General features: G+C 61.5%; 14 protein-coding genes. 8 read left to right on the top strand and 6 right to left on the bottom strand.

Annotation, left to right across the window (positions count from 1 at the left end):
• Window positions 1-29: 29 nt before the first annotated feature.
• The 3 genes from HHL21_RS08805 to HHL21_RS08795 form a co-directional block, all read right to left on the bottom strand.
• A complete protein-coding gene (locus HHL21_RS08805; RefSeq protein WP_169464880.1) occupies window positions 30-1,565 on the bottom strand; it encodes a methyltransferase regulatory domain-containing protein in 1,536 nt (511 codons plus the stop codon).
• Window positions 1,566-1,712: 147 nt separating this feature from the next.
• Window positions 1,713-5,120 carry a DUF4214 domain-containing protein gene (locus tag HHL21_RS08800; protein WP_169464879.1) on the bottom strand — a complete coding sequence of 1,136 codons (3,408 nt, stop codon included), beginning with the start codon at window positions 5,118-5,120 and terminating at the stop codon, window positions 1,713-1,715.
• 834 nt (window positions 5,121-5,954) lie between these two features.
• The gene (locus HHL21_RS08795) at window positions 5,955-7,328 is read right to left on the bottom strand and encodes a FecR family protein (protein ID WP_229496238.1); all 1,374 of its coding nucleotides are present in this window, start codon (window positions 7,326-7,328) and stop codon (window positions 5,955-5,957) included.
• Window positions 7,329-7,495: 167 nt separating this feature from the next.
• Here HHL21_RS08795 and HHL21_RS08790 point away from each other — a divergent pair, with 167 nt between their 5' ends.
• From HHL21_RS08790 to HHL21_RS08775, 4 genes are read left to right on the top strand one after another with little or no spacing between them, the layout of a single operon-like run.
• Window positions 7,496-9,427 (top strand): CHASE2 domain-containing protein, encoded by a 1,932-nt coding sequence (locus HHL21_RS08790; protein ID WP_169464878.1) that lies wholly within the window; start codon window positions 7,496-7,498, stop codon window positions 9,425-9,427.
• On the top strand, window positions 9,424-10,656 hold the full coding sequence (locus HHL21_RS08785) for a tetratricopeptide repeat protein (protein WP_229496236.1): 1,233 nt from the start codon (window positions 9,424-9,426) through the stop codon (window positions 10,654-10,656). Before HHL21_RS08790 ends, HHL21_RS08785 begins: the two co-directional genes overlap by 4 nt.
• Before the next feature lie 45 nt (window positions 10,657-10,701).
• On the top strand, window positions 10,702-11,031 hold the full coding sequence (locus HHL21_RS08780) for a VanZ family protein (protein WP_169464877.1): 330 nt from the start codon (window positions 10,702-10,704) through the stop codon (window positions 11,029-11,031).
• A gap of 34 nt (window positions 11,032-11,065) precedes the next feature.
• Complete coding sequence (locus HHL21_RS08775) at window positions 11,066-11,842, top strand: Crp/Fnr family transcriptional regulator (protein WP_169464876.1); 777 nt, start codon at window positions 11,066-11,068, stop codon at window positions 11,840-11,842.
• Between the two features lie 26 nt (window positions 11,843-11,868).
• On the opposite strand, the gene HHL21_RS08770 is transcribed toward HHL21_RS08775, so the two are convergent.
• The 3 genes from HHL21_RS08770 to HHL21_RS08760 are packed head-to-tail and all read right to left on the bottom strand — an operon-like array spanning window position 11,869 to window position 12,740.
• Window positions 11,869-12,192, bottom strand: coding sequence for a helix-turn-helix domain-containing transcriptional regulator (locus tag HHL21_RS08770; RefSeq protein WP_169464875.1), 324 nt, complete (start codon window positions 12,190-12,192; stop codon window positions 11,869-11,871).
• A gap of 33 nt (window positions 12,193-12,225) precedes the next feature.
• Window positions 12,226-12,516: a type II toxin-antitoxin system RelE/ParE family toxin gene (locus tag HHL21_RS08765; RefSeq protein WP_370659689.1), complete on the bottom strand. Its 291-nt coding sequence runs from the start codon at window positions 12,514-12,516 to the stop codon at window positions 12,226-12,228.
• A gap of 2 nt (window positions 12,517-12,518) precedes the next feature.
• The gene (locus HHL21_RS08760; protein ID WP_169464873.1) at window positions 12,519-12,740 is read right to left on the bottom strand and encodes a TA system antitoxin ParD family protein; all 222 of its coding nucleotides are present in this window, start codon (window positions 12,738-12,740) and stop codon (window positions 12,519-12,521) included.
• Between the two features lie 489 nt (window positions 12,741-13,229).
• On the opposite strand from HHL21_RS08760, the gene HHL21_RS08755 reads away from it, so the two are divergent.
• Genes HHL21_RS08755 through HHL21_RS08740 form a run of 4 tightly spaced genes read left to right on the top strand, consistent with a single transcriptional unit; the run spans window position 13,230 to window position 19,356 of the window.
• Window positions 13,230-14,030, top strand: a complete 801-nt coding sequence (locus HHL21_RS08755; protein ID WP_169464872.1) for an ABC transporter permease — start codon at window positions 13,230-13,232, stop codon at window positions 14,028-14,030.
• Window positions 14,030-15,253 (top strand): ABC transporter ATP-binding protein, encoded by a 1,224-nt coding sequence (locus HHL21_RS08750; RefSeq protein WP_169464871.1) that lies wholly within the window; start codon window positions 14,030-14,032, stop codon window positions 15,251-15,253. The genes HHL21_RS08755 and HHL21_RS08750 overlap by 1 nt, the downstream gene beginning before the upstream one ends.
• Window positions 15,250-16,491, top strand: a complete 1,242-nt coding sequence (locus tag HHL21_RS08745) for an FkbM family methyltransferase (RefSeq protein WP_169464870.1) — start codon at window positions 15,250-15,252, stop codon at window positions 16,489-16,491. Before HHL21_RS08750 ends, HHL21_RS08745 begins: the two co-directional genes overlap by 4 nt.
• Window positions 16,492-16,494: 3 nt before the next feature.
• Window positions 16,495-19,356, top strand: coding sequence for a glycosyltransferase (locus HHL21_RS08740; protein WP_169464869.1), 2,862 nt, complete (start codon window positions 16,495-16,497; stop codon window positions 19,354-19,356).
• Window positions 19,357-19,411: the final 55 nt, after the last annotated feature.

Genomic DNA, 19,411 nt, shown 5'->3' with positions numbered 1-19,411 from the left:
AAGTTACAGGGGTTTCAATGGCTTTCAACTCAAACGATCTGCAACGCCTTGAGAATGGGCAACTGTCTCTCAGCGAAGGTCTGGGCTTGGGCCGTGAGTTCGGTCTGATTCTCCTCAGAAGTCTCCAGCGTCTTGCCTTCCTTGACCAGTTTCTGGCCTTGGGCGGCAAGAATCTGCCACACGGATTGCGCCCATTCGGCGGGCTGTTCTTTGCCTTGGCCGATGCTGATGAGGAAGAGTTGTTGGAAGCGGTTGACGGCAAAACCACCTCCAGTTACTGGGCTAGCCAGGTAACCGATATCGTTGCTGCCGCGCGCCTTCTGGCAGAGGTGGGCGTTGAGCTTGTCGGTCTGCGTCTTGGCCTTATTGATCACCTGATCGTCCTGCACCAACGCCAGGTGGCCGGCACTGGTGAGCACCATGGCGGCCTGGATGATTTGGGCGACGGCAATGCCTTTGTCCTTCAGTGACTGCTCGATCTGACCCAGCGTCTTGGCCTTGTGGTCGGCCAGCAGGTCGAGGATGGGGGCGTAGACGGCCTCGCTCATGTCGGCCTCGCCAAGGGCGCCGGTGACCTTTAGCGACACGGCAGCGCGGTGGGTGGTGAGGATGACCTTCTGCGCACGCAGCGCTTCCGCCTGCTCCAGCGCATTCAGCTTGCGCGCGCCCTTGACCCAGTAGTCGCGCCGGAACTGCTGGTTGACCATGAAGTCGCGAGTGGTCTCGCGGAACATCGGATCAGGGACTTCCTTCAGGAAGGCCTGCTGTTCTGCGGTTAGATTGACCGCCTCGATGTGGTCGAGGTAGTGGGCGGAGCAGGCGAACTGCACCTTGGCGCCGTCTAGCCATTCGGCCATGGTGGCAAAGTGCATCGGGTGCCAGTCGCGGTTGAAGTATTCGTGGGCGAGGTAATGGCGGTTGTGTTCCTTCATCTTCTTCAGGCGATCCCCGACCAGCGGGTTGGCACGGCTGAAGAGGGGATTGGTCGCCAGCAGCTTCTCGGCGAAGTCGAGGGCACCGTCGATGCGGCTGACGATGCCACGGCCTTCCGAGCCGAGTACCTCGGCATGCTCGGTCATGAGGTGGCGCATGGGGGCAAAGGCAGCCCAGCCCGGCAAGGTGTTGTAGCTGATGTAGAGCACACCGCCGACTTTGAGCTTCTTGCGGATGAAGTCGACGATGACTTGGCGATTCTCGTCGGAAATCCAGCTCCATATTCCGTGCAGGCCGATGTAGTCGAAGTCCGGAAGATCGGCCCGGTTGGCGAAGTCGGCGAAGGCTTCGTCGTAGAGCTTGGCGCCAGTACCGGAAGCGGCGGCCAATTCCTGGGCGAAGCCCGCCTGACTGGGATTGAAGTCAGTGCCGTGCCACTGGGTGACCGAGGCGGCGGCGTGGACGTTGGCACTCAATCCTTGGCCAAAACCTAGCTCGCACGCAGTACCGACCTCTGGGAAAACCAAGCCCTGGTTCAGAAATGCGAGCTTGACACGCTGTGGATTCAATTCGGTGTAATAGCCATAGGTATAGCCAATATCGGCCACATAGCCGGCAGTCCAGTCACTCATTGCTTTTCCTTGTTATTTGGGGTCTTTTCTGAGCACACCATTTTGCGATGCACTAAGAAAAAACCCCACCCCTTTTGTGAGGGATGGGGTTGAGAGGCTCTCACCTAAAGCACCTACCCGGGGGCGGATGCTTGTCGTTTAAGGGAATTAAACGATGGTGATGACTTCGGCTACCAGGGTCGAGGTGCTCAGGTCAACCAGACCAACCAGTTCGATCACCAGGTCAGAACCATCCTTGAAGGTTGCTTCAGCGCTATTGTCCAGGGTGACGTAGGTGTTACCGTTGAACTGGAACCAGTTCACTTCCTGACCTGCAGTTGCACCACCGGTTGCAGTAGCAGCGTCCAGGTAGTTAGCAAACGATGCGTTACCACCCAGGGTGATCTTCGCGCCCAGGGTTGCTTCGTCAGCAACGGCGAAGGCAGATACGAAGTCAATCTTGTCGCCAGCAGCGATGCCGGTAACCGATGGGTAGTAACCAGCAGCCGTCGAGACAACGTCGAAGTCCAGGGTATCAACACCGGAACCCAGGGTGATCTTGTTCAGGCCAGCGATTGCAACATCGAAGTTCACGCTGTTAGTGCCTGCACCGGTATCCACGGTGTTAGCGCCGCTACCCAGGTTGATGGTGTCGTTGCCAGCACCTGCGGTGATGGTGTTCGCGCCGTTACCTACGGTGATAACGTCGTTACCAGCACCGGCATCAATCACGTTAGCATTAGCGTTGCTGATGGTGATGTTATCAACGCCTGCACCGCCGGTGTAGGTCACAGCCTTGGTAGCCAGGCTAGCATCGATGGTGTTAATACCAGCGCCACCTTTGATGGTGGCAGCAGCAGCCAGTGCACCGGTGGTCCAGTTCACAGCACCCTTGGTAACGCCGGTAGCGTCGAAGGAGGTGACGGTGGTGTCGGTGTTGGTCAGCGCCAGGCCTGCATCACCTGCAACAGTGATGGTCTTCACGGAACCGGCGGTCAGCGCAGCGGTGTGCTGGATGCCCGAAGCGGTGGTAGCCGCGTCGTCGGTCTTGAAGTTGATGGTTTCGATGTCAGCAGCGATAACGGTGTTGACGTTGATACCAGCAGTGCCGGAGATGCTTACGTTCAGCACGTCAGCAGTAGCAGCGGTCGCACCGGTTACAGCGGCGGTGGTTGCTGCACCGTTGGTTGCTTCAAAGGCGATGGTGTCGCCGCTTACCAGGCCGGAAACAGTCACTGCTGCACCAACAGCACCGGTGAACAGCACGGTGTCAATGGCGTTCCAGGACGAGTTGTCCAGGCTAGCCACTTTGATTTCACCAGCGACGCCGACAGCGCCAACTGCCAGGACTTCGAAACCGGTTACCTTGCCGGAGAAGTTTGCAACAGCGGTGCCTGCGGTAGCGGTGATCGCGTTCGCAGCGGTCAGCACCAGGGTGTCGCGGCCATCGCCACCAGCCACAGAACCGTCAACGCCCAGAGCGGCACCGCTCAGGGTCACAACGTCGTCGCCAGCGCCCAGGGTGGATGCCTTGGTCGAAGCGCCCAGGCCGATTTCGTCGTCGCCTGCACCGCCAACGAAGGTCACACCAGTGCCCAGTTCTGCGGTGATGGTCACGCCAGTGGAGTTGGTGCTGGTGATAACAGCAGCTGCATCCAGAGTGTGAGCGGATACCACCAGAGCCTTGTCGCCGCTGATGTTGACAGCCTTGGCGCCGGAAGCAGCCAGGTTTGCCAGCGTGTTCGTAGCGGTGCTGGAAGCGATGTTCAGCGTGGTGTGGTCTGCGTCCAGGGTCACTGCGCCGGAAGTGGTCACGCCATTCAGGTTCAGAGCCAGGGTCGTAGCAGTCGCGGTGGTCAGTGCACCAGCGGTTTCGGTCACGGTGGTGCCCTTACCAGCCAGGGTCAGGGTAGCCAGGGCACCCGAGTTGATGGTGGTTGCACCGAAGTTTTCCAGGCTGACGGTGGTGATCTTGCCAGCAGCGGAAGCCGAGGCTGCGTTCACGTCGGTGATGGCAATAGCACCAGCAGTGATACCGTTGTTACCAGCGGTACCGTTGGTCGTGGTCACACCAGTGATCGTTGCAGTACCGGTAACCGCCAGGTTGGTTACGTTGGCGTTGGTGGTGCTGGTGAAGGTAATCTGATCAACAGCGCCAACTACACCAGTGCTCCAGCCAGTCAGAGTACCGGTGAAGGTACCTTTGGCAGGGTTAGGACCGGTTGCGCCGTTGGCCAGGCTCGCAAAAGCTGCAGCGATCTCAGCACCAGTCATACCGCCAACGTCGGTAACCGTCAGGGTCAGGCCGCCAACCACGATCGTGGCGTTCTGAGCTGCCACGCCGCCGAAGTCAACAACAGCAGTCTCTGCAGCAGCTGCAACAGCAGCAACGGTTGCGGATTGCTTAACGGTGACGGAGGTAGTGTCAGCAGTACCGGTAACGGTTACGTCGCCTTGGGAAACTACAGTACCGGCAGCGCCGGAGTTGGTAGCGGAAGTGGAAACATTAACGGTGGTACCACCCTTAATGTTGATTGCACCACCAATGTTGTTGCCTGCGGCGGTGATGACTTTGGAAACGTCCACAGCGCCGGTAGCTGCAACAGATTGACCAACGTTGATGATGCCGGTGGTTGCTGCTGCGGAGTTGACGGTAACGCCAGAAGCGGAGTCAACGGTCAGGGTGCCAGCGGCTTGTGCCGAGGAAACCACGGAGAAGGACTTAACGCCGGTGTAGGCCGAGGCATTTGCAGTGAAATTACCTGCAACGGAGGCGTTCACATTGATGTTCTCGACGTTCTTGATGGTCGCGCCGCCTGGCAGGGTAGCAGCGTCGGTCAGAATCGTCAGGGTGTCGTTACCAGCACCGCCGTCGATGTTATCGAATGCGCTTAAGGTGTTCAGGGTGCCACCGTTGATGGTGTCGTTGCCCGAAGTGCCCAGAACGGTATCCAGACCAGTAGTCAGGTTGAACGTGGTGCCCGGGTTAGCCAATTCAACGATCGACGCGATGGTTGCGTTCAGGGCAGCAGGAGCGATAGCTGCTGCCAGGGATGCGTCATTGGTTACGCCAGCGATAAACAGGTTACCAGCTGCCAGGGCGGCTTCGCCGCTGTAAGCCAGGACTTCTGCGCCGGTGTCGAGTGCGTTGGTGAAGGCGGTAGCCGCGGTCACCTTGTTGTTGAATGCGACCAGGTCGGAACCTTGTGCGCCACCGGCGATCACGGTAACTGCGGTAGCGATGGTGAAGTTACCGGCGCGGATGCCGTTCGACCAGTAGATCAGGCCTGGCAGGTCAGGGGCGTGGCCGAACAAGTTCTGGTAAATCTTACCAACGACGTGTTCGGTGTCCAGGCCAGCGTATTCGGCTTTGTATTCAGCGCTCGCGGCGAAACCGCCGGAGATCGCTGCGAGGGTTGCGTTAACTGCAGCAGTAACTTTAACTGGGTCGGTGCCGGCAGCGGCGGCGGCGCGCTCAACTACGCCTTCCCAGTAGTCGAGGCCCAGAAAGTCTGCTGGACGGTTGAAGTAAGCAACGTACAGCTTCTGAATCTGGGTGTGATAAGTCGATGCCATTTAATGCTCCTATGTCGATCTTTCGATCATGAGTAAATTCAATTTGCAGTGACACATGTGTGGGCTGCAATCCAACGTACCGAATAATGGCAGAAGGCCTTGCCCACCTTGTGTGACGATCATCACAAAAATGAACAATTCCTTCAAACATTACTTGGATTTTTTCCCATAAAAATATGGCGGATCATTATCAGAGAATATTACCGCGAAAGCAATACCTTGCCCTAAGACAATCCCGATTTCCCTGCACGCCCCGGGCGGAAGGTGGGATTTCGCTCTTTTACTGGGTCCCCTGGCGCTCCTGTCGATCGCACGCCATTCATGTTTTTTCAAATAAGCGACAAAGTGACACTTACAAATTGAAACAATAAATGTTGAACGTATTAACTGCTGCGTATCGGTTTTGCGACAGCGTAAGGTTGACCCGGCCAAAAAAAACTTGCCGGCAGGCCGTAATTCCGTTCTGTTAAGGCCGTCATTCCCGCGAAGGCGGGAATCCATAGCACGTCAGTTCGTAGACGCTGTGGGTTCCCGCCTTCGCGGGAACGACGATTTATTAGCTTAACTTAACGGCATTAGCCGGCAGGCCGGCGTTGCGCACGTCCGAGAAAGCGTCCGGGGCAGTCGCCTGATCGGACTAATACCGCATCTTGCGCACGGCTTCCTGGTCGGAAGCCCGGCTGTGGTCGCTGGAAGTGGAAGGGGATGGCATGGCGTTCGCCAGAGGTGGTGAAGCCCGGATCTCGCGACCGGCCTTTCACCAACAGGTGCGCCCTGCCAGGCACACATAATAGAACGCTTCGTTGCCGTGGGCGGTTGAAGCGCGGGGGCCTGCTATTTTTGCCAGTAGGTGACACCGTTCACGGTGCGTGTGGTGTCAAGGCGGCTATCGAAGACATACGCCGCCTCGCCGCCGTTTTCGCTGCTCAACTGGCCCGTGACGTTCATGTAGCCAGGGCGCGAGTACGAACTGTCGCCGAAAAGACCGCCAGTGGCGCTGACCGCGCCGCCTGCTTGCAGCCTGACCACGCTGGCGCCATCCTGCAGGTCCATTGCCGTAGTGAACAGGCGGGTCCCGAAATCGACGTTCAGCGAGCCGTTGGTCAGCTTCGACGGCGTGACCACGCCCCCCCCTGCTCCATCGGTGCTATATATATAGGCTTCGCTTTCGGCCAACTGGAAACCGATGCTGCCGTTGACCGGCGCCGCGTAGTCCTTGCCGCGGGTCTGGAACAACACGAAGTTGCCATTAACAGCGACTAAGTCAGACTTGCTCTTTTCGGCCTCAAAGTTAATTTGTGCCGGGCGCCCGATCACCGGCTGCCAGCGGCCCCACACGACGGTGCGGGGCAGCAGTTCCGGCGGCTGCACTACGGGCGGCGTTACCGGCGGTGGCGTGGTTTCAACCGGAGGCGGCGCCGGCGCGACCGGCTGCGGCGGTGCAACCACTGGAGGCTGGCCCACGGCCGCACTCAAGCTCTGGCTTTTCTTGGCATCCAGGTTCGGTTCGGCCGATACGATAGCCGACGAGCTGTTGACGCCCGAATTCTTGCCGATCGGCTCATCACCGCGCGGCGGCGCGACGTCGTCCGGTCCCAAGGCGCCGCCCTGCAGCAACTGCGGCGCTGCCTGGCCGCGCTGCACCTGCAGCAACTGGCCGCGCTGGGAAGCCGACAGCTCGCGGCTGGCAGTGCCCTCGCAAGGGCCCGCGCCCTCCGGACGGCAGGCGCCCATGAAGCCGCTGACCACGATGCCGCCGGAGATCACGGCCACGCGCGAGGTATTGTTGTCGGTGAAAACGGTAAAGTCGGTGCCGCGTACGCCGATGGCGGCGACAGGGGTATTGAAACGGAAATTCTGGCGCGCCAGCTTGACGGCCTCGCCGGAACGGCTGCGCGCCACCCCGCTCAGCAGTTCGAGCTTGATGCGGGTGTTGGCCGGATTTTTCGCGTCGACGTGGTAGGTTGCGATACGCGCCCTGGTGTTAGGGCGCAGGATGAACAGGCCGTTGTCGATCGTCTTGACGTAAATGAAACCGTCTGGGCCGGTACTTAGCAGCTCGCCTTCCTGCACGCGCGCGCCTTCGGCAGCCGGGCGGTCCACCACCTGGGCACTGCCTGCCGCGAAGATGATCTTGCCCGCTTCGGCAGCATGTGCAGCCTGCGCAGCAAGTGCGAAGCTGGCGGTTACGAGTAGTTGACGCAGCATAGTTTTCCCCTTTTCCACCATTATCCGACGTGGAACGACGTTTTCCGTGATGACGATCACATTCTAGATCAAGTTCCCTATGGCAATCAGTTGCTTACATTTTGTAGCAACTGTGTTTCAGCCTTCCCTAACGCGATATACTGGATGTTTATTCAGAACAAGTGTTGATGCACTTTCCAGCCGGCGTGCTTGAAACTTCCCCTTCCCATTCTGTGCCGCGTTGGCCGTTGCGCCTGCCCGCCGGGCTTGTGCGCGCGCTGATCGCCGCCGCCGCCATCCTGCTGACGGTCTGGGCGCAATGGGGCGCACCGCGCGATGTGTCGTATTTCGGCAACGAATGGCTGCGCGACGTATTTATCAAGCTGCAAGTGAGCGATGCGCCCGAAGCACGTATCCTGGTGGTGGACATCGACGAAAGCAGCACCAGCGAGCTGGGTCCGTGGCCGTGGCCGCGCGAGCGCATCGCCGGCCTGGTTGAAACCCTTATCGGTACCTACGGTGCGCGCGGCGTTGCACTCGACATCGTCTTTTCCGAACATTCCGACCGTGCCGGCGACGCCAGGCTGGCTGCGCTGGCCGAACATGGCCCGGTGGTAATGGCCCAGGCCTTCGACTACCAGCCCAAGCGCCCGCAACTGCTGCGCGAAGGCGTGCTGGCGGGCGCCGTGCGCGGCTACGCCGGCAGCGGTGTCGAGGCGACCGGCTATATCGCGAACCACGCCGGGCTGGCGCAGGCGCCCCGGGTCGGCAACATCGGCTTCATTCCCGACGCCGACGGCACCCTGCGCCGCGTACCGATGGTGACTACATATAATAAGCAGCAGTATCCGGCACTGGCACTGGCCCTGGTCAACTGCTGCACCGGCAAGCCGCCGCTCGCGCTGCCCGACACCGGTTTAATGCGGGTTAACTACAAGCGCGACTGGCGTGCCTACACGGTGGTGACCGCCGCCGAAATCCTGCAGGAGACGATCGACCCGTCCAGCGTCAGCGGGCGGCTGGTGATCATCGGTTCGTCCTCGATGGGACAGGGCGACCGGGTGTCGACGCCGCTAGCCGCCAACCGTCCCGGCCTCGGGGTGCAGGCCACCATGCTATCCACCCTGCTCGACATGCAGGAAGGTTCGGCGCCCGCTCCGTGGCCGGGCGCACTGCTGGCCTGCCTCTTTGCCGTCGGCGCCGCCCTGCTCGCCACCTTCGCTTTCCCGCGCCTGTCGGCCGTGGCCAGCGTCGGCATGCTGGGCGCCATGTCCGCCGCGTGGCTGGTACTGGCGTACTTCGCCAGCCGTCACGACCCGCACTTTTCCACCACGGCGCCGCTGGCGACCAACCTTTTCCTGCTCGCCTTTGCCGTACCCTACCAGTGGCAGCAGTCGCAGCGCCGCTCGCGCCACCTGCTTGACACCCTGCGCCAGTACGTTGCGCCTGAAGTGGTCGAACAGCTGCTTCGCAGCGACGTTGAAGACCCGCTGCGCCCGCGCCAGCTCGACGTGACGACCCTCGTCGCCGACATGGAAGGCTATACCAGCCAGGTCGAATCGCTGCCGGTGGAGGACGCGGCCAGCTTGACGCGCGACTTCCTCGACTGCCTGACCGAACCGGTCATCGCGCACCAAGGCACCCTCGACAAATACACTGGCGACGGCCTGGTGGCCTTCTGGGGAGCCCCGCTGCCGATCGAGCAGCATGCCGATCTGGCGCTGGATGCAGCGCGCGCGATCACGCTGCGGGTCGAGCGAATGAGCCAGCAACGGATGAAGGCTGGCTTCCCGCCGCTGCGCGTACGTATCGGCATCGAAAGCGGGCCGGCCATGGCGGGCGACTTCGGCACCTCGTTCCGCAGCATTTATACTGCCGTCGGCGACAGCGTGAACACCGCATCACGCCTCGAACAGGCTGCGCGCGATTTCGTTCACAACGTGATCGTCGGCGCCGGCACCGTGAAGCGTTCGACCCGCCACCGCTTCATCCTGCTGGGCGACCGCCTACTGCGCGGCAAGGAAAAGCCGACCACCCTGTATACCTTCGACCCTGGTACGGAAGGGGCAAGCGACGTCCCGACGGCGCAACAGCCCGAAACGCAAGGAATGGCCGCATGACGATGAAACAGTTGGTCGGCGCGGCTATGCTGGCGCTGAGCGTGGCGGTCCACGCTCAGCAGCCGCACGAACCTGAAGCAGCGCAGCCCGACTTGTACGCGGACGCCCTGCAGTCGCTCGCCGAAGGCCGCAAGAACGACGCCTCGGCCGCCCTGATGCGGGTGATCGAAAACGAACCGCTGCACGCGGGGGCCTACCTCGAAGTGGCCCTGATCCAGTGCAGCCTGGGGCACGCCGACGAGGCCGCGCGCCTGTTCGCCATCATCGAGACGCGTTTCGACCCGCCCCAGGGCATCCTGGACCTGATCGCCGACGCGCGCGAGACCGGCTGCGAGCGCTGGCATGCGATCAGCGCTTCGTCGTTCGTGCTCGGCCGCGGCGTCGACCAGAACGTGAACCAGGGCGCCAGCAAGCCGAGCTACATCATCGACCGCGACGGCGGCCAGATCGAACTGCCCCTGCTGCCCGACTTCCTGCCCAGGCACGACCAGTACACCATGCTGGCCGCCGAGTACATGCGCGAAGTGACGCCGAATGGCACCATCGGCTTCGTCCAGTACCAGGGTCGGCGCAACGACACGCTTCGCCAGTACGACAGCGCCTCGCTCTACATGGGCGTAGAAAGTCCGTACCGCTTTGGCAAATGGACGCTGCGCACCACGGCTATGCTGGGGTTGACCGGCCTTGGCGGCCATTTCTATCAGCGCCAGCTGCAGCTGCAGGCGCGCATTGGTCCACCGCTGCCCTTGCCGAACAGCCTGCAGTTCAACCTGATGGGCGGGATCACGCGCACCGAATACCTGAACCTGACCAACTTCGATTCGAATACCTTCGAATTGCGCGGGCAATTATCGTACCGCCAGGACGGCCTGTACGCCAGCGCCAGCATCGGCTTCCTGGACGACCGCGCCAGCGCCGCACGCCCGGGCGGCAGCCGCGACGGCGTCGCTCTCAACCTGCTGGCGCGACGCAAGCTGCTGGGCGAACTGACCGGCGAAATGGGCTACACGCGCCAAGGCTGGCGCAGCGAACTTCCGTATGCGCCAGGCCTGATCGATCAGGTGCGCAAGCAGGCAACCCACGTTGTGCGCGGAACCCTCGTCTACCCGATCAAAAAAAACCAATCGCTGCAGCTTGAGGCGCGGGCGGTATACAACAATGAAGATATTTCCCTGTTTAAGTACAATAACCGGCTTCTTCAGCTCAGCTGGCATGTACAGGGCCCTTGAACGTATACAATCTGGCTTCACGGAATTTTGTTGGTAAGGATGGGCATGGGCGGGGAAATAATATTGTTCGTGGGTGCTGCAGCGACCCTGTCCGCCGGCTGCCTGGTTCCCAACCGCTGGCTGCCCAAGTTGCCAAACGACAAACTCCTGCATTTCGCGGCATTTGCCGCACTTAGCGCGCTGGCGTTGCGGATTGCCGAGGGTGCGCTGGAAAGCGCGGCCTGGCTGCTGGGTATGTTGGTCGGCGGCTGGGTAATTGAATGCCTGCAGTCGCTGGTGCCTGACCGCGCATTTTGCTGGCGCGACATTGGCGCTAATGCGGCGGGTATTGCATTTGCCGCCGGCTGTGCCCAAATAGCCCCGATGTTTGCCTGAACATGCGGCACCTGAACCACCCGGAAAGATAAGTATGGCGTCCAATAAGGAAGCAAATATCCGTGAAGATGAATCGGCCGCGGCGGCACCGTCAGCCGCAGCCGCGCCTGCTCCCGATGAGCAGCGCCAGATCCAGATCCACCTGCGCAAGATACCGTTGCTGGCGGAGTTGAACGACGAAGAAATCATCCGGGTCAAGGCGGAGCTGCGGATTCGCCAGCACGCCAAGCGTGAAGTGGTGCTGCAAAAAGGCGGCAGCGGCGACGGCCTGCTGTTCCTGCTGTCCGGCCAGCTCCAGGTGGTTGACATCACGGAAGACGGGCGCGCGATCGGGCTGCGCATGCTGGCGCCGGGTGACTTCTTCGGCGAGATCGCGCTGATTAACAACTCGACCCGTTCGGCGTCAGTGGTAGCGATGACGGAAGTGCTAGTCGCCTTCCTGCCGGCCCCGACCGCGATGCATCTGTTTGCGCACTCGCCCTCCGTGGCCAGCCAGATGCTCAAGTATCTGGCGCAGAAAATCCAGCGCGATTCGGAGTTCCGCGCGCTGCTGTCGATTAATAACACCGCCAAGCGGATCTACACCTATCTTGTGCTCATGCAGCGCAAGCCGAGCGACCAGCCGGGCGCGCCGCCGGTGGTCGAAAACCTGCCGACCCACCAGGATATCGCCAACATGATCAACACCAGCCGCGAAACCGTCACGCGCGCACTGCTGACGCTGGTGCAGCAAGGGATCGTGCAGAAGGACTCGCACCGCCTGATCATCATCAAGCCGGAAGCGCTGCAGAAGCTGGTGCAGGGGTCGTAGCTATCAATGGGGAGGTGTTTGGCGCGTCAGGTAAGTTCGACCGTTTGAACCTGGATTCCTACATTGAGCTCTTTCCTGATCGCTGAGAAAATGGCGGCGAGATTATCCATGCTCGGGTTGCCCTGCTCCGACAACATCCTGTGCAGGCTTTTACTGGGTTTGGTCGTCTGCCGTGCCAGTGCCTCGAAACCCACGGTTGCATTAACAAGGTCGCGCAGGATCAAGCGCGCCGTTTCCGGTTCACCATTCAGAAACAGGCTAGCTGCCTCATCCAGCAGCGCCTTTGCAAAGGGCGGGTCGCGCTTGACTCGTTCAACAACGGTCTGCTTGAAATTGCGTGTTAGTCCCATCTTGGTTACCTCCTGTAGGGCGTTGTATTTTCCCTACCTTAGCCGCTTCAGGTCCGCATAAAAGTTTTCGTGCGATCCGAGGCTCAGCAACACTATCGCGCCAGGTGCGAATTTGTCAGATTGCAAGCGATAAGCCAGCAGCACCTCTTGCTTATTCAACTTGAATCTATGAACAAACACGCCAACCAAATCGCCCTTCTTCTCTTCACCAATTGCTGGGTTAGCCGCGATGTCTTTCACCGCCCTATCCACTACGTCCTTATCCTTGGCGTGCAGCTTTTTTGCGGTCTTCATAAACGTCGGGGTAACGAGAATTTCCAGCACCGTCACACACCAAACGTATAGGTAGTCAACTGTCCGGCTTTTGCTTCCTGTACCGCCAACAGTGTGTCTTTAATGAATTGAAGCGGCAGGCCAGGGTTGTCATCGACCGCCTTCCCAAGACGAGCCCAGTACTCAATTTGCTTTGGAACCGACCGATGCTCAGCGGCAGCATGGGTCTTTGCCATTTCAACCAGATCATCAGATAATTTCAACGCAGTCGACATTTCGTCACCTCTTCAAAGTGGGTTTAGTGCGCCACTATTTGTAAACTTTTTACAACCTTTTACAACCATAATTATAGATCAATGCACCATGTGAAACACCTGCAGAAACTTGTCTTCTGACACTAATGCCGTTCAGTTAAGGCCGTCATTCCCGCGAAGGCCTCGGCGGCCCCGCAGGAATCCATAGCACGTCAGTTCGTAGACGCTATGGGTTCCCGCCTTCGCGGGAACGACGATTTATTAGCTTAACTTAACGGCATTAGTCTTCTGACACTTTTTTTCAGTATCCTCGATCCTGAGCTTCATTTTCTACATGGTGCCATTAAGTTACCAATTGAAGCATCTGTGACGGCACCGGAACCGACCGGACTTACAACTGTAACAATTGTCGAGCTAATCTGTAGAGTATAATTTTGCGCTCACAGACCATCCGACCGCTATGACGACAATCTCCCCTCTTGCATGCAGGTTGCCGCTGCGGGCCCGCCCATGATTTCCAGCCATACCTTCCGCGGCCTGTGGGCCTATCGCGGCTTCGTGCTCGGCAGCGTGAAGCGGGAATTCCAGTCGAAATACAGCAACGCGATCCTCGGCGCAGCCTGGTCGCTACTGAGCCCGCTGGCGATGATCCTGGTCTACACGGTCATCTTCGCCGAAGTCATGCGCAACAAGCTGCCCGGCAGCGACAATACCTTCGCCTACAGCATCTACCTGTGCGCCGGCATCCTGACCTGGGGCCTGTTCGCCGAGATCGTCGCGCGCGCCCAGGGCATGTTCATCGACCAGGCCAACCTGATCAAGAAAATCAGCTTTCCGCGCATTAGCCTGCCGCTGATCGTCGTGCTCAACGCCCTGCTCAACTTCGGCATCATCTTCGGGCTGTTTACGATCTTCCTGGTCGTTACCGGTAATTTCCCCGGCATTGCCTACTTCGCCATCCTCCCGGTACTGGCGCTGCAGGTGATGTTCGCCATCGGGCTGGGCATGATCATCGGCGTACTCAATGTATTCTTCCGCGACGTCGGCCAGTTCTTCACGATCTTCATCCAGTTCTGGTTCTGGTTCACGCCGATCGTCTATCCGGCCTCAATCCTGCCTGACACCGTGCGCGGCATGCTGGCGTGGAATCCGATGGCCCAGATCATCGGCGCCTACCAGACCATCCTCGTCAAGGGCCTGATGCCCGACTGGGGCAGCCTGGTTCCCGCGCTGGTGCTGGCCGTGCTGATGTGCGTGTTTGCGATGCGCCTGTTCCGCAAGCGCTCCGGCGAAATGGTGGATGAACTCTGATGGGCGCGATTTTTGTTGTCAATCTCGGCAAGGCCTACAAACAATATCCGACGCGCTGGTCGCGCCTGAGCGAGTGGATGCTGCCGTTCAAGGGCGTGCGCCACAAGCTGAAATGGGTGCTCCAGGACGTTAACTTCAAGGTGATGCCGGGAGAAGCGGTCGGCCTGATCGGCATTAACGGCGCGGGTAAAAGCACGCTGCTCAAGCTGATTACCGGCACCAGCCAGCCAACCACCGGTTCGGTCCACATGACCGGCCGAGTGGCGGCCCTGCTCGAACTGGGCATGGGCTTCCATCCCGATTTCACAGGCCGCCAGAATGCCTACATGGCAGGCCAGCTGCTTGGCATGACCGTCGAGGAAATCACCGGCCTGATGCCGCAGATCGAAGAATTCGCCGACATTGGCGACTACATGGACCAGCCGGTGCGCGTGTATTCGAGCGGCATGCAGATGCGCGTCGCGTTCAGCGTCGCCACGGCGCGCCGTCCGGATATCCTGATCGTCGACGAGGCGCTGTCGGTCGGCGACGCCTACTTCCAGCACAAGAGCTTCGACCGCATTCGCCAGTTCCGCAAGCAGGGCACCACGCTGCTGCTGGTCTCGCACGACAAGCAGGCCATCCAGTCGGTGTGCGACCGCGCCATCCTGCTCGATGGCGGCCGCCTGGCGCGCGAGGGAAATCCGGAAGAAATCATGGACTACTACAACGCCATGATCGCCGAGCGCGAGAACGACACCGTCCGCCAGGCCGAACTTGAAAATGGCAAGCTGCAGACCATTTCAGGCACCGGCGAGGCCACCGTCACCGATATCGCGCTGATCGGCCAGGACGGCGAACGGGTCGAGGTGGTCGATGTCGGCGCGCCCGTGACCCTGCAGGTGACGGTGAAGGCGAACGCCGCCATCCCGCGCATGGTGCTGGGCTATATGATCAAGGATCGCCTTGGCCAGCCGATGTACGGCACCAACACCCACCTGAAAGAGCTGCCGCTGGACGACGTCGCGGCCGGCGACAAGGTGGTCTACCGCTTCAACTTCGAGATGAACCTCGGCCCCGGCACCTACTCGGTGGCGACCGCCATCGTCAGCACCGAAACACACCTCGTCAACAATTACGAGTGGCGCGACCTGGCGCTGGTGTTCACCGTGATGAACATGCGGCGCGCGCACTTCGAGGGCTCCGCCTGGCTCGACCCATCGATTGAGATCCAACGCAAATGACATTTATCTCCTACGCCCAGAACTTCGAAGACGTGCTGCTGTGGCGCGCGCTAGGGCACATCAAGAACGGCTTCTACATCGACGTGGGCGCCAACGACCCGGTCGACCACTCGGTCACCAAGGCGTTCTACGACGCCGGCTGGAACGGCATCAACATCGAACCGCTGCCGGCGTTCCACCTGGAGTTCACCAGACAGCGCCCGCGCGACACCAACCTGGCGGTGGCCGCCGGCGCCAGCGACGGCAGCCTGACCCTGTTCGACGTACCTTCCGTGAACGGCTGGGCTTCGCCCGACCGCGCGGTAGCCGACGCGCACCGCGCCGACGGCTTCGACGTGGCCGAGCTGACCGTGCCGGTGCGTACGCTGGCCGGGATCTGCGCCAACTACGTCAAAGGCGACATCCATTTCCTGAAGGTCGATGTCGAAGGCTTCGAAGGCGAAGTATTGCGCGGCATGGACTTCGAGCGCTGGCGCCCATGGGTGCTGGTGATCGAGGCGACGATGCCGAACAGCCGTACCACCAACCATGAGACGTGGGAAGCGCTGGTGACCAACCGGCGCTACCGGTATGCGCACTTCGATGGCCTGAACCGCTACTACGTGGCCGAAGAACACGCCGAACTGCTTGACGTGCTGTCGATCCAGCCGAACGTGTTTGACGAATTCATCACCCATCACCTGGACAAGGCATGGCGCGCCACCGAGCGCGCCGAGGCGGCCATCGTGCTGGCCGAAGACCGGGTTGCGCGCGCCGACGCCAACCGCTGGGAAGCCGAAAAGCGCGGCGACCGCGAATTCCAGCGGGCGCAGGATGCGCTCGTCCACAGCGCGGCGCTGCAGCAGCACGTCGAACACATCGCCGCAGAACACGCGCGCGCCGAGGCCTGGGGACGCGATCTCGAACAACGCCTGCTCGCCACGCTCGACAGCACCTCGTGGAAAGTCACGCGACCGCTGCGCATGCTCGGCACGCTGGTGAAGCGCGTACGCGCCGTGCCGCTGCGCGAACGCGCGGTGAACCTCGCGCGCCGCATCATCACCCGCCTGACGCGCAACGAGCGCTTGCGCCGCCTGTTCATCCCGCTGCTGCTGCGTTTCCCGGCCCAGGCCACCAAGGTATCGCGCACGCTGAACGCCATCAAACAGGGCCAGGCACATGCGCCGGCCTTGCCGGTATCGGCCCAGAAGGTGTTGGCCGACCTGCAGCGTGCCCGCCGCAATCCAGAAGTGAACTAACACATGCGTATTGTTTTCGACCTCCAATGCTGCCAGGCCGGCATCGCGCCGGGCTCCCTCGCGCGCGTCCAGGACCTGGTGCGCCACTGCGCGCCGCACGACGCGTGGATCGCGCTTTCCAGCCTCCACCCGACCACCATCGAATCGCTGCGCCTCGCCTTCGCGGGCCTGCTGCCACCGGAGCGCATCCGCGTGTACGAACTGCCGCCTGCGCAAACCGGCGGCGCCGAACTGATTCGCGAGAACTTCTTCGCAGCGCTTGGCGCCGACGTGGTGTACACGCCGCGCGATGAAGACCAGGCCAACGAACTGCAGCGCCTGATCGATGCCGCCGCCAGCCAGCCGAAGGTGACGCCAAAAGGCCAGAAACTGGCGTACATCTCGCCGCTGCCGCCTGCCAAATCCGGCATCGCCGATTACAGCGCCGAACTGATTGTGGAGCTGGCCCGCTTCTACGACATCACGCTCGTGGCCGACCAGCCGGTGGTCGACGACGCCCGCCTGAACGGCAAGTTCCCGGTGCGCGACGTCGCATGGTTCGAGCAGAACGCGGACGGCTTCGAGCGCGTGCTCTACCACTTCGGTAACTCGCACGCGCACCAGCACATGTTCGAGCTGATCCGGCGCCACCCGGGCATCGTGGTGCTGCATGACTTCTTCTTCTCCGGGATCCTCGACAACCTGGACCGCGAAGGCTACCTGCCGCAGGCTTACACCAAGGGGCTGTACGAGTCGCACGGTTACACCGGCCTGCTGGAACACCGCACGATCGGGCGCCATCCGTCGATCTGGAAGCATCCGCTCAACAAAGGCGTGCTCGATAACGCGGCGGGCGTGATCGTCCACTCGGACTTCTCGCGCCAGCTCGCGGTCCAGTGGTACGGCCAGGGCGCGGCCGACGGCTGGCGCACCATCCCCCTGCTGCGCGGGAAGCCGGAAGGCGTCCACGCCGACGATGCCCGCTCCGCTGCGCGTGCGCGCCTTGGCATCGGCGTCGACGACTTCATCGTCAGCACCTTCGGCATGCTGGGCCGCACCAAGCTGAATGAAGAACTGCTGGACGCTTTCCTCAGTTCCCCGCTGGTGACGGACCCGCGCTGCCGCCTGCTGTTCGTCGGCGAGAACGACGCCGGCCCGTATGGCGAAGCCCTGCTCAAGAAGATGGGCGAGAGTATCGTGTCGGACCGCCTTCGCATCACCGGCTTTGTCGGCGCGACCGAATATGCCGACTACCTGGCCGCCTCCGATATCGCCGTGCAGCTGCGCGGCGCGAGCCGTGGCGAAACCTCGGCCGCGGTGCTGGACTGCCTGCTGTATGGCGCGCCGACCATCGTCAACGCACACGGCTCGACCGCGTCGATCAGCGATGCGCTGCTGCTCAAGATCCCCGACGAATTCACCCGCGAGGAACTGGCCGGCGCGCTGGCGCTACTGCATAAGGACCCGACCCTGCGCAAGACCTATTCGACCCGCGCGCTGGCGCACATGCGCGAGCAGCACGCGCCGGCGAAGGTCGGTGCGCAGTTTGCCGACGCCATCGAACACTTCGCCGCGCACAGCCGCCACAGCCACTACCGCAAACTGGTGGATGCGCTGGCCAATATGAAAGGTCATGAGCCGACCGAGGCCGGCCTGACCCAGATGGCCAGGGCGATCGCGTTCAACCAGCCGCCCACCGCGCCGCGCCAGCTGATGGTGGACGTGTCGGCGGTGGTCCAGACCGACATCAAGACCGGCATCCAGCGCGTCGTGCGCAGCGTGCTCCTGTCGCTGATCGCCGACCCGCCGCCCGGTTACCGCATCGAGCCTGTGTATTCGAGCGGCGGCAACCGCAGCTACCAGTACGCGCGCCAGTTCACGCTGAACATGGTCGGCGAGACCGGTGAAGGTGCGCTGACGCTGGAAGATTCCCCGGTCGAAGTGCGTCCGGGCGACGTCTTCCTTGGGCTAGACCTGTTCACCACCGGCACCTCGCAAAACGCGCCGCTGCTGCAGTCGATGCGCGACCACGGCGTGCAGGTCTACTTCGTCGTGTACGACCTGCTGCCGGTGCTGCGCCCGGATGTGTTCCCGTACGGGACCGAGCAGTACTTCGGCGAGTTCCTGCGCACCGTGACCAGGGTGGCCGACGGCCTGCTGTGCATTTCGCGCGCGGTCGCCGATGAACTGATCGAATGGATCGAACGCCAGCCCGCCAAACGTCCTGGCCCGCTCAATATCGGCTACTTCCACCTTGGCGCGGACATCGACGCCAGCGCCCCGAGCTTCGGCCTGCCGGACGACGCCGAACAGGTGCTCGAAGCGGTGCGCGAACGGCCAAGCTTCATCATGGTCGGCACCGTGGAGCCGCGCAAGGGACACGCGCAGGCGCTGGCGGCATTCGAGCTGCTGTGGAGACAGGGATCGCAGATCAACCTCGTCATCGTCGGCAAGCAGGGCTGGATGGTCGAAAAGCTGGTCGAGCGGATGGCGAAAAGCCCCGAGAAGGACCGCCGCCTGTTCTGGCTCCAGGGCGCGTCCGACGAGATGCTGCTCAAGCTGTACGCCAGTTCGGCCGCGCTGCTGGCGCCGTCCGAAGGCGAAGGCTTCGGGCTGCCGCTGATCGAGGCGGCGCAGCACGACATCCCTATCATCGCGCGCAACCTGCCCGTGTTCCGCGAGGTGGCCGGCGAACATGCCTACTACTTCGACGGGCTGGCGCCGCACGACCTGTCCGATATCATCGCCAAATGGCTGGTGCTTAACGCGGAAGGCAAGGCGCCGCAATCGACCGGCATGCCGTGGCTGACCTGGAACGACAGCGCGCGCCAGGTGCTGAATGCGGTCGAAAAGCAGCAGTGGTACAAGGTGGTGCCGGGCGCGTAGCCGTCGTCGTTCCCGCGCAAGCCTCGGCGGCCCAGTGGGAACGACGATTTATTGG

This window comes from Massilia polaris, assembly GCF_012927275.1.
Classification (GTDB): domain Bacteria; phylum Pseudomonadota; class Gammaproteobacteria; order Burkholderiales; family Burkholderiaceae_D; genus Telluria_A; species Telluria_A polaris.
The sequence above is the reverse complement of the archived record's forward strand: the minus strand, read 5'-3'. Positions and strand labels throughout refer to the sequence as shown.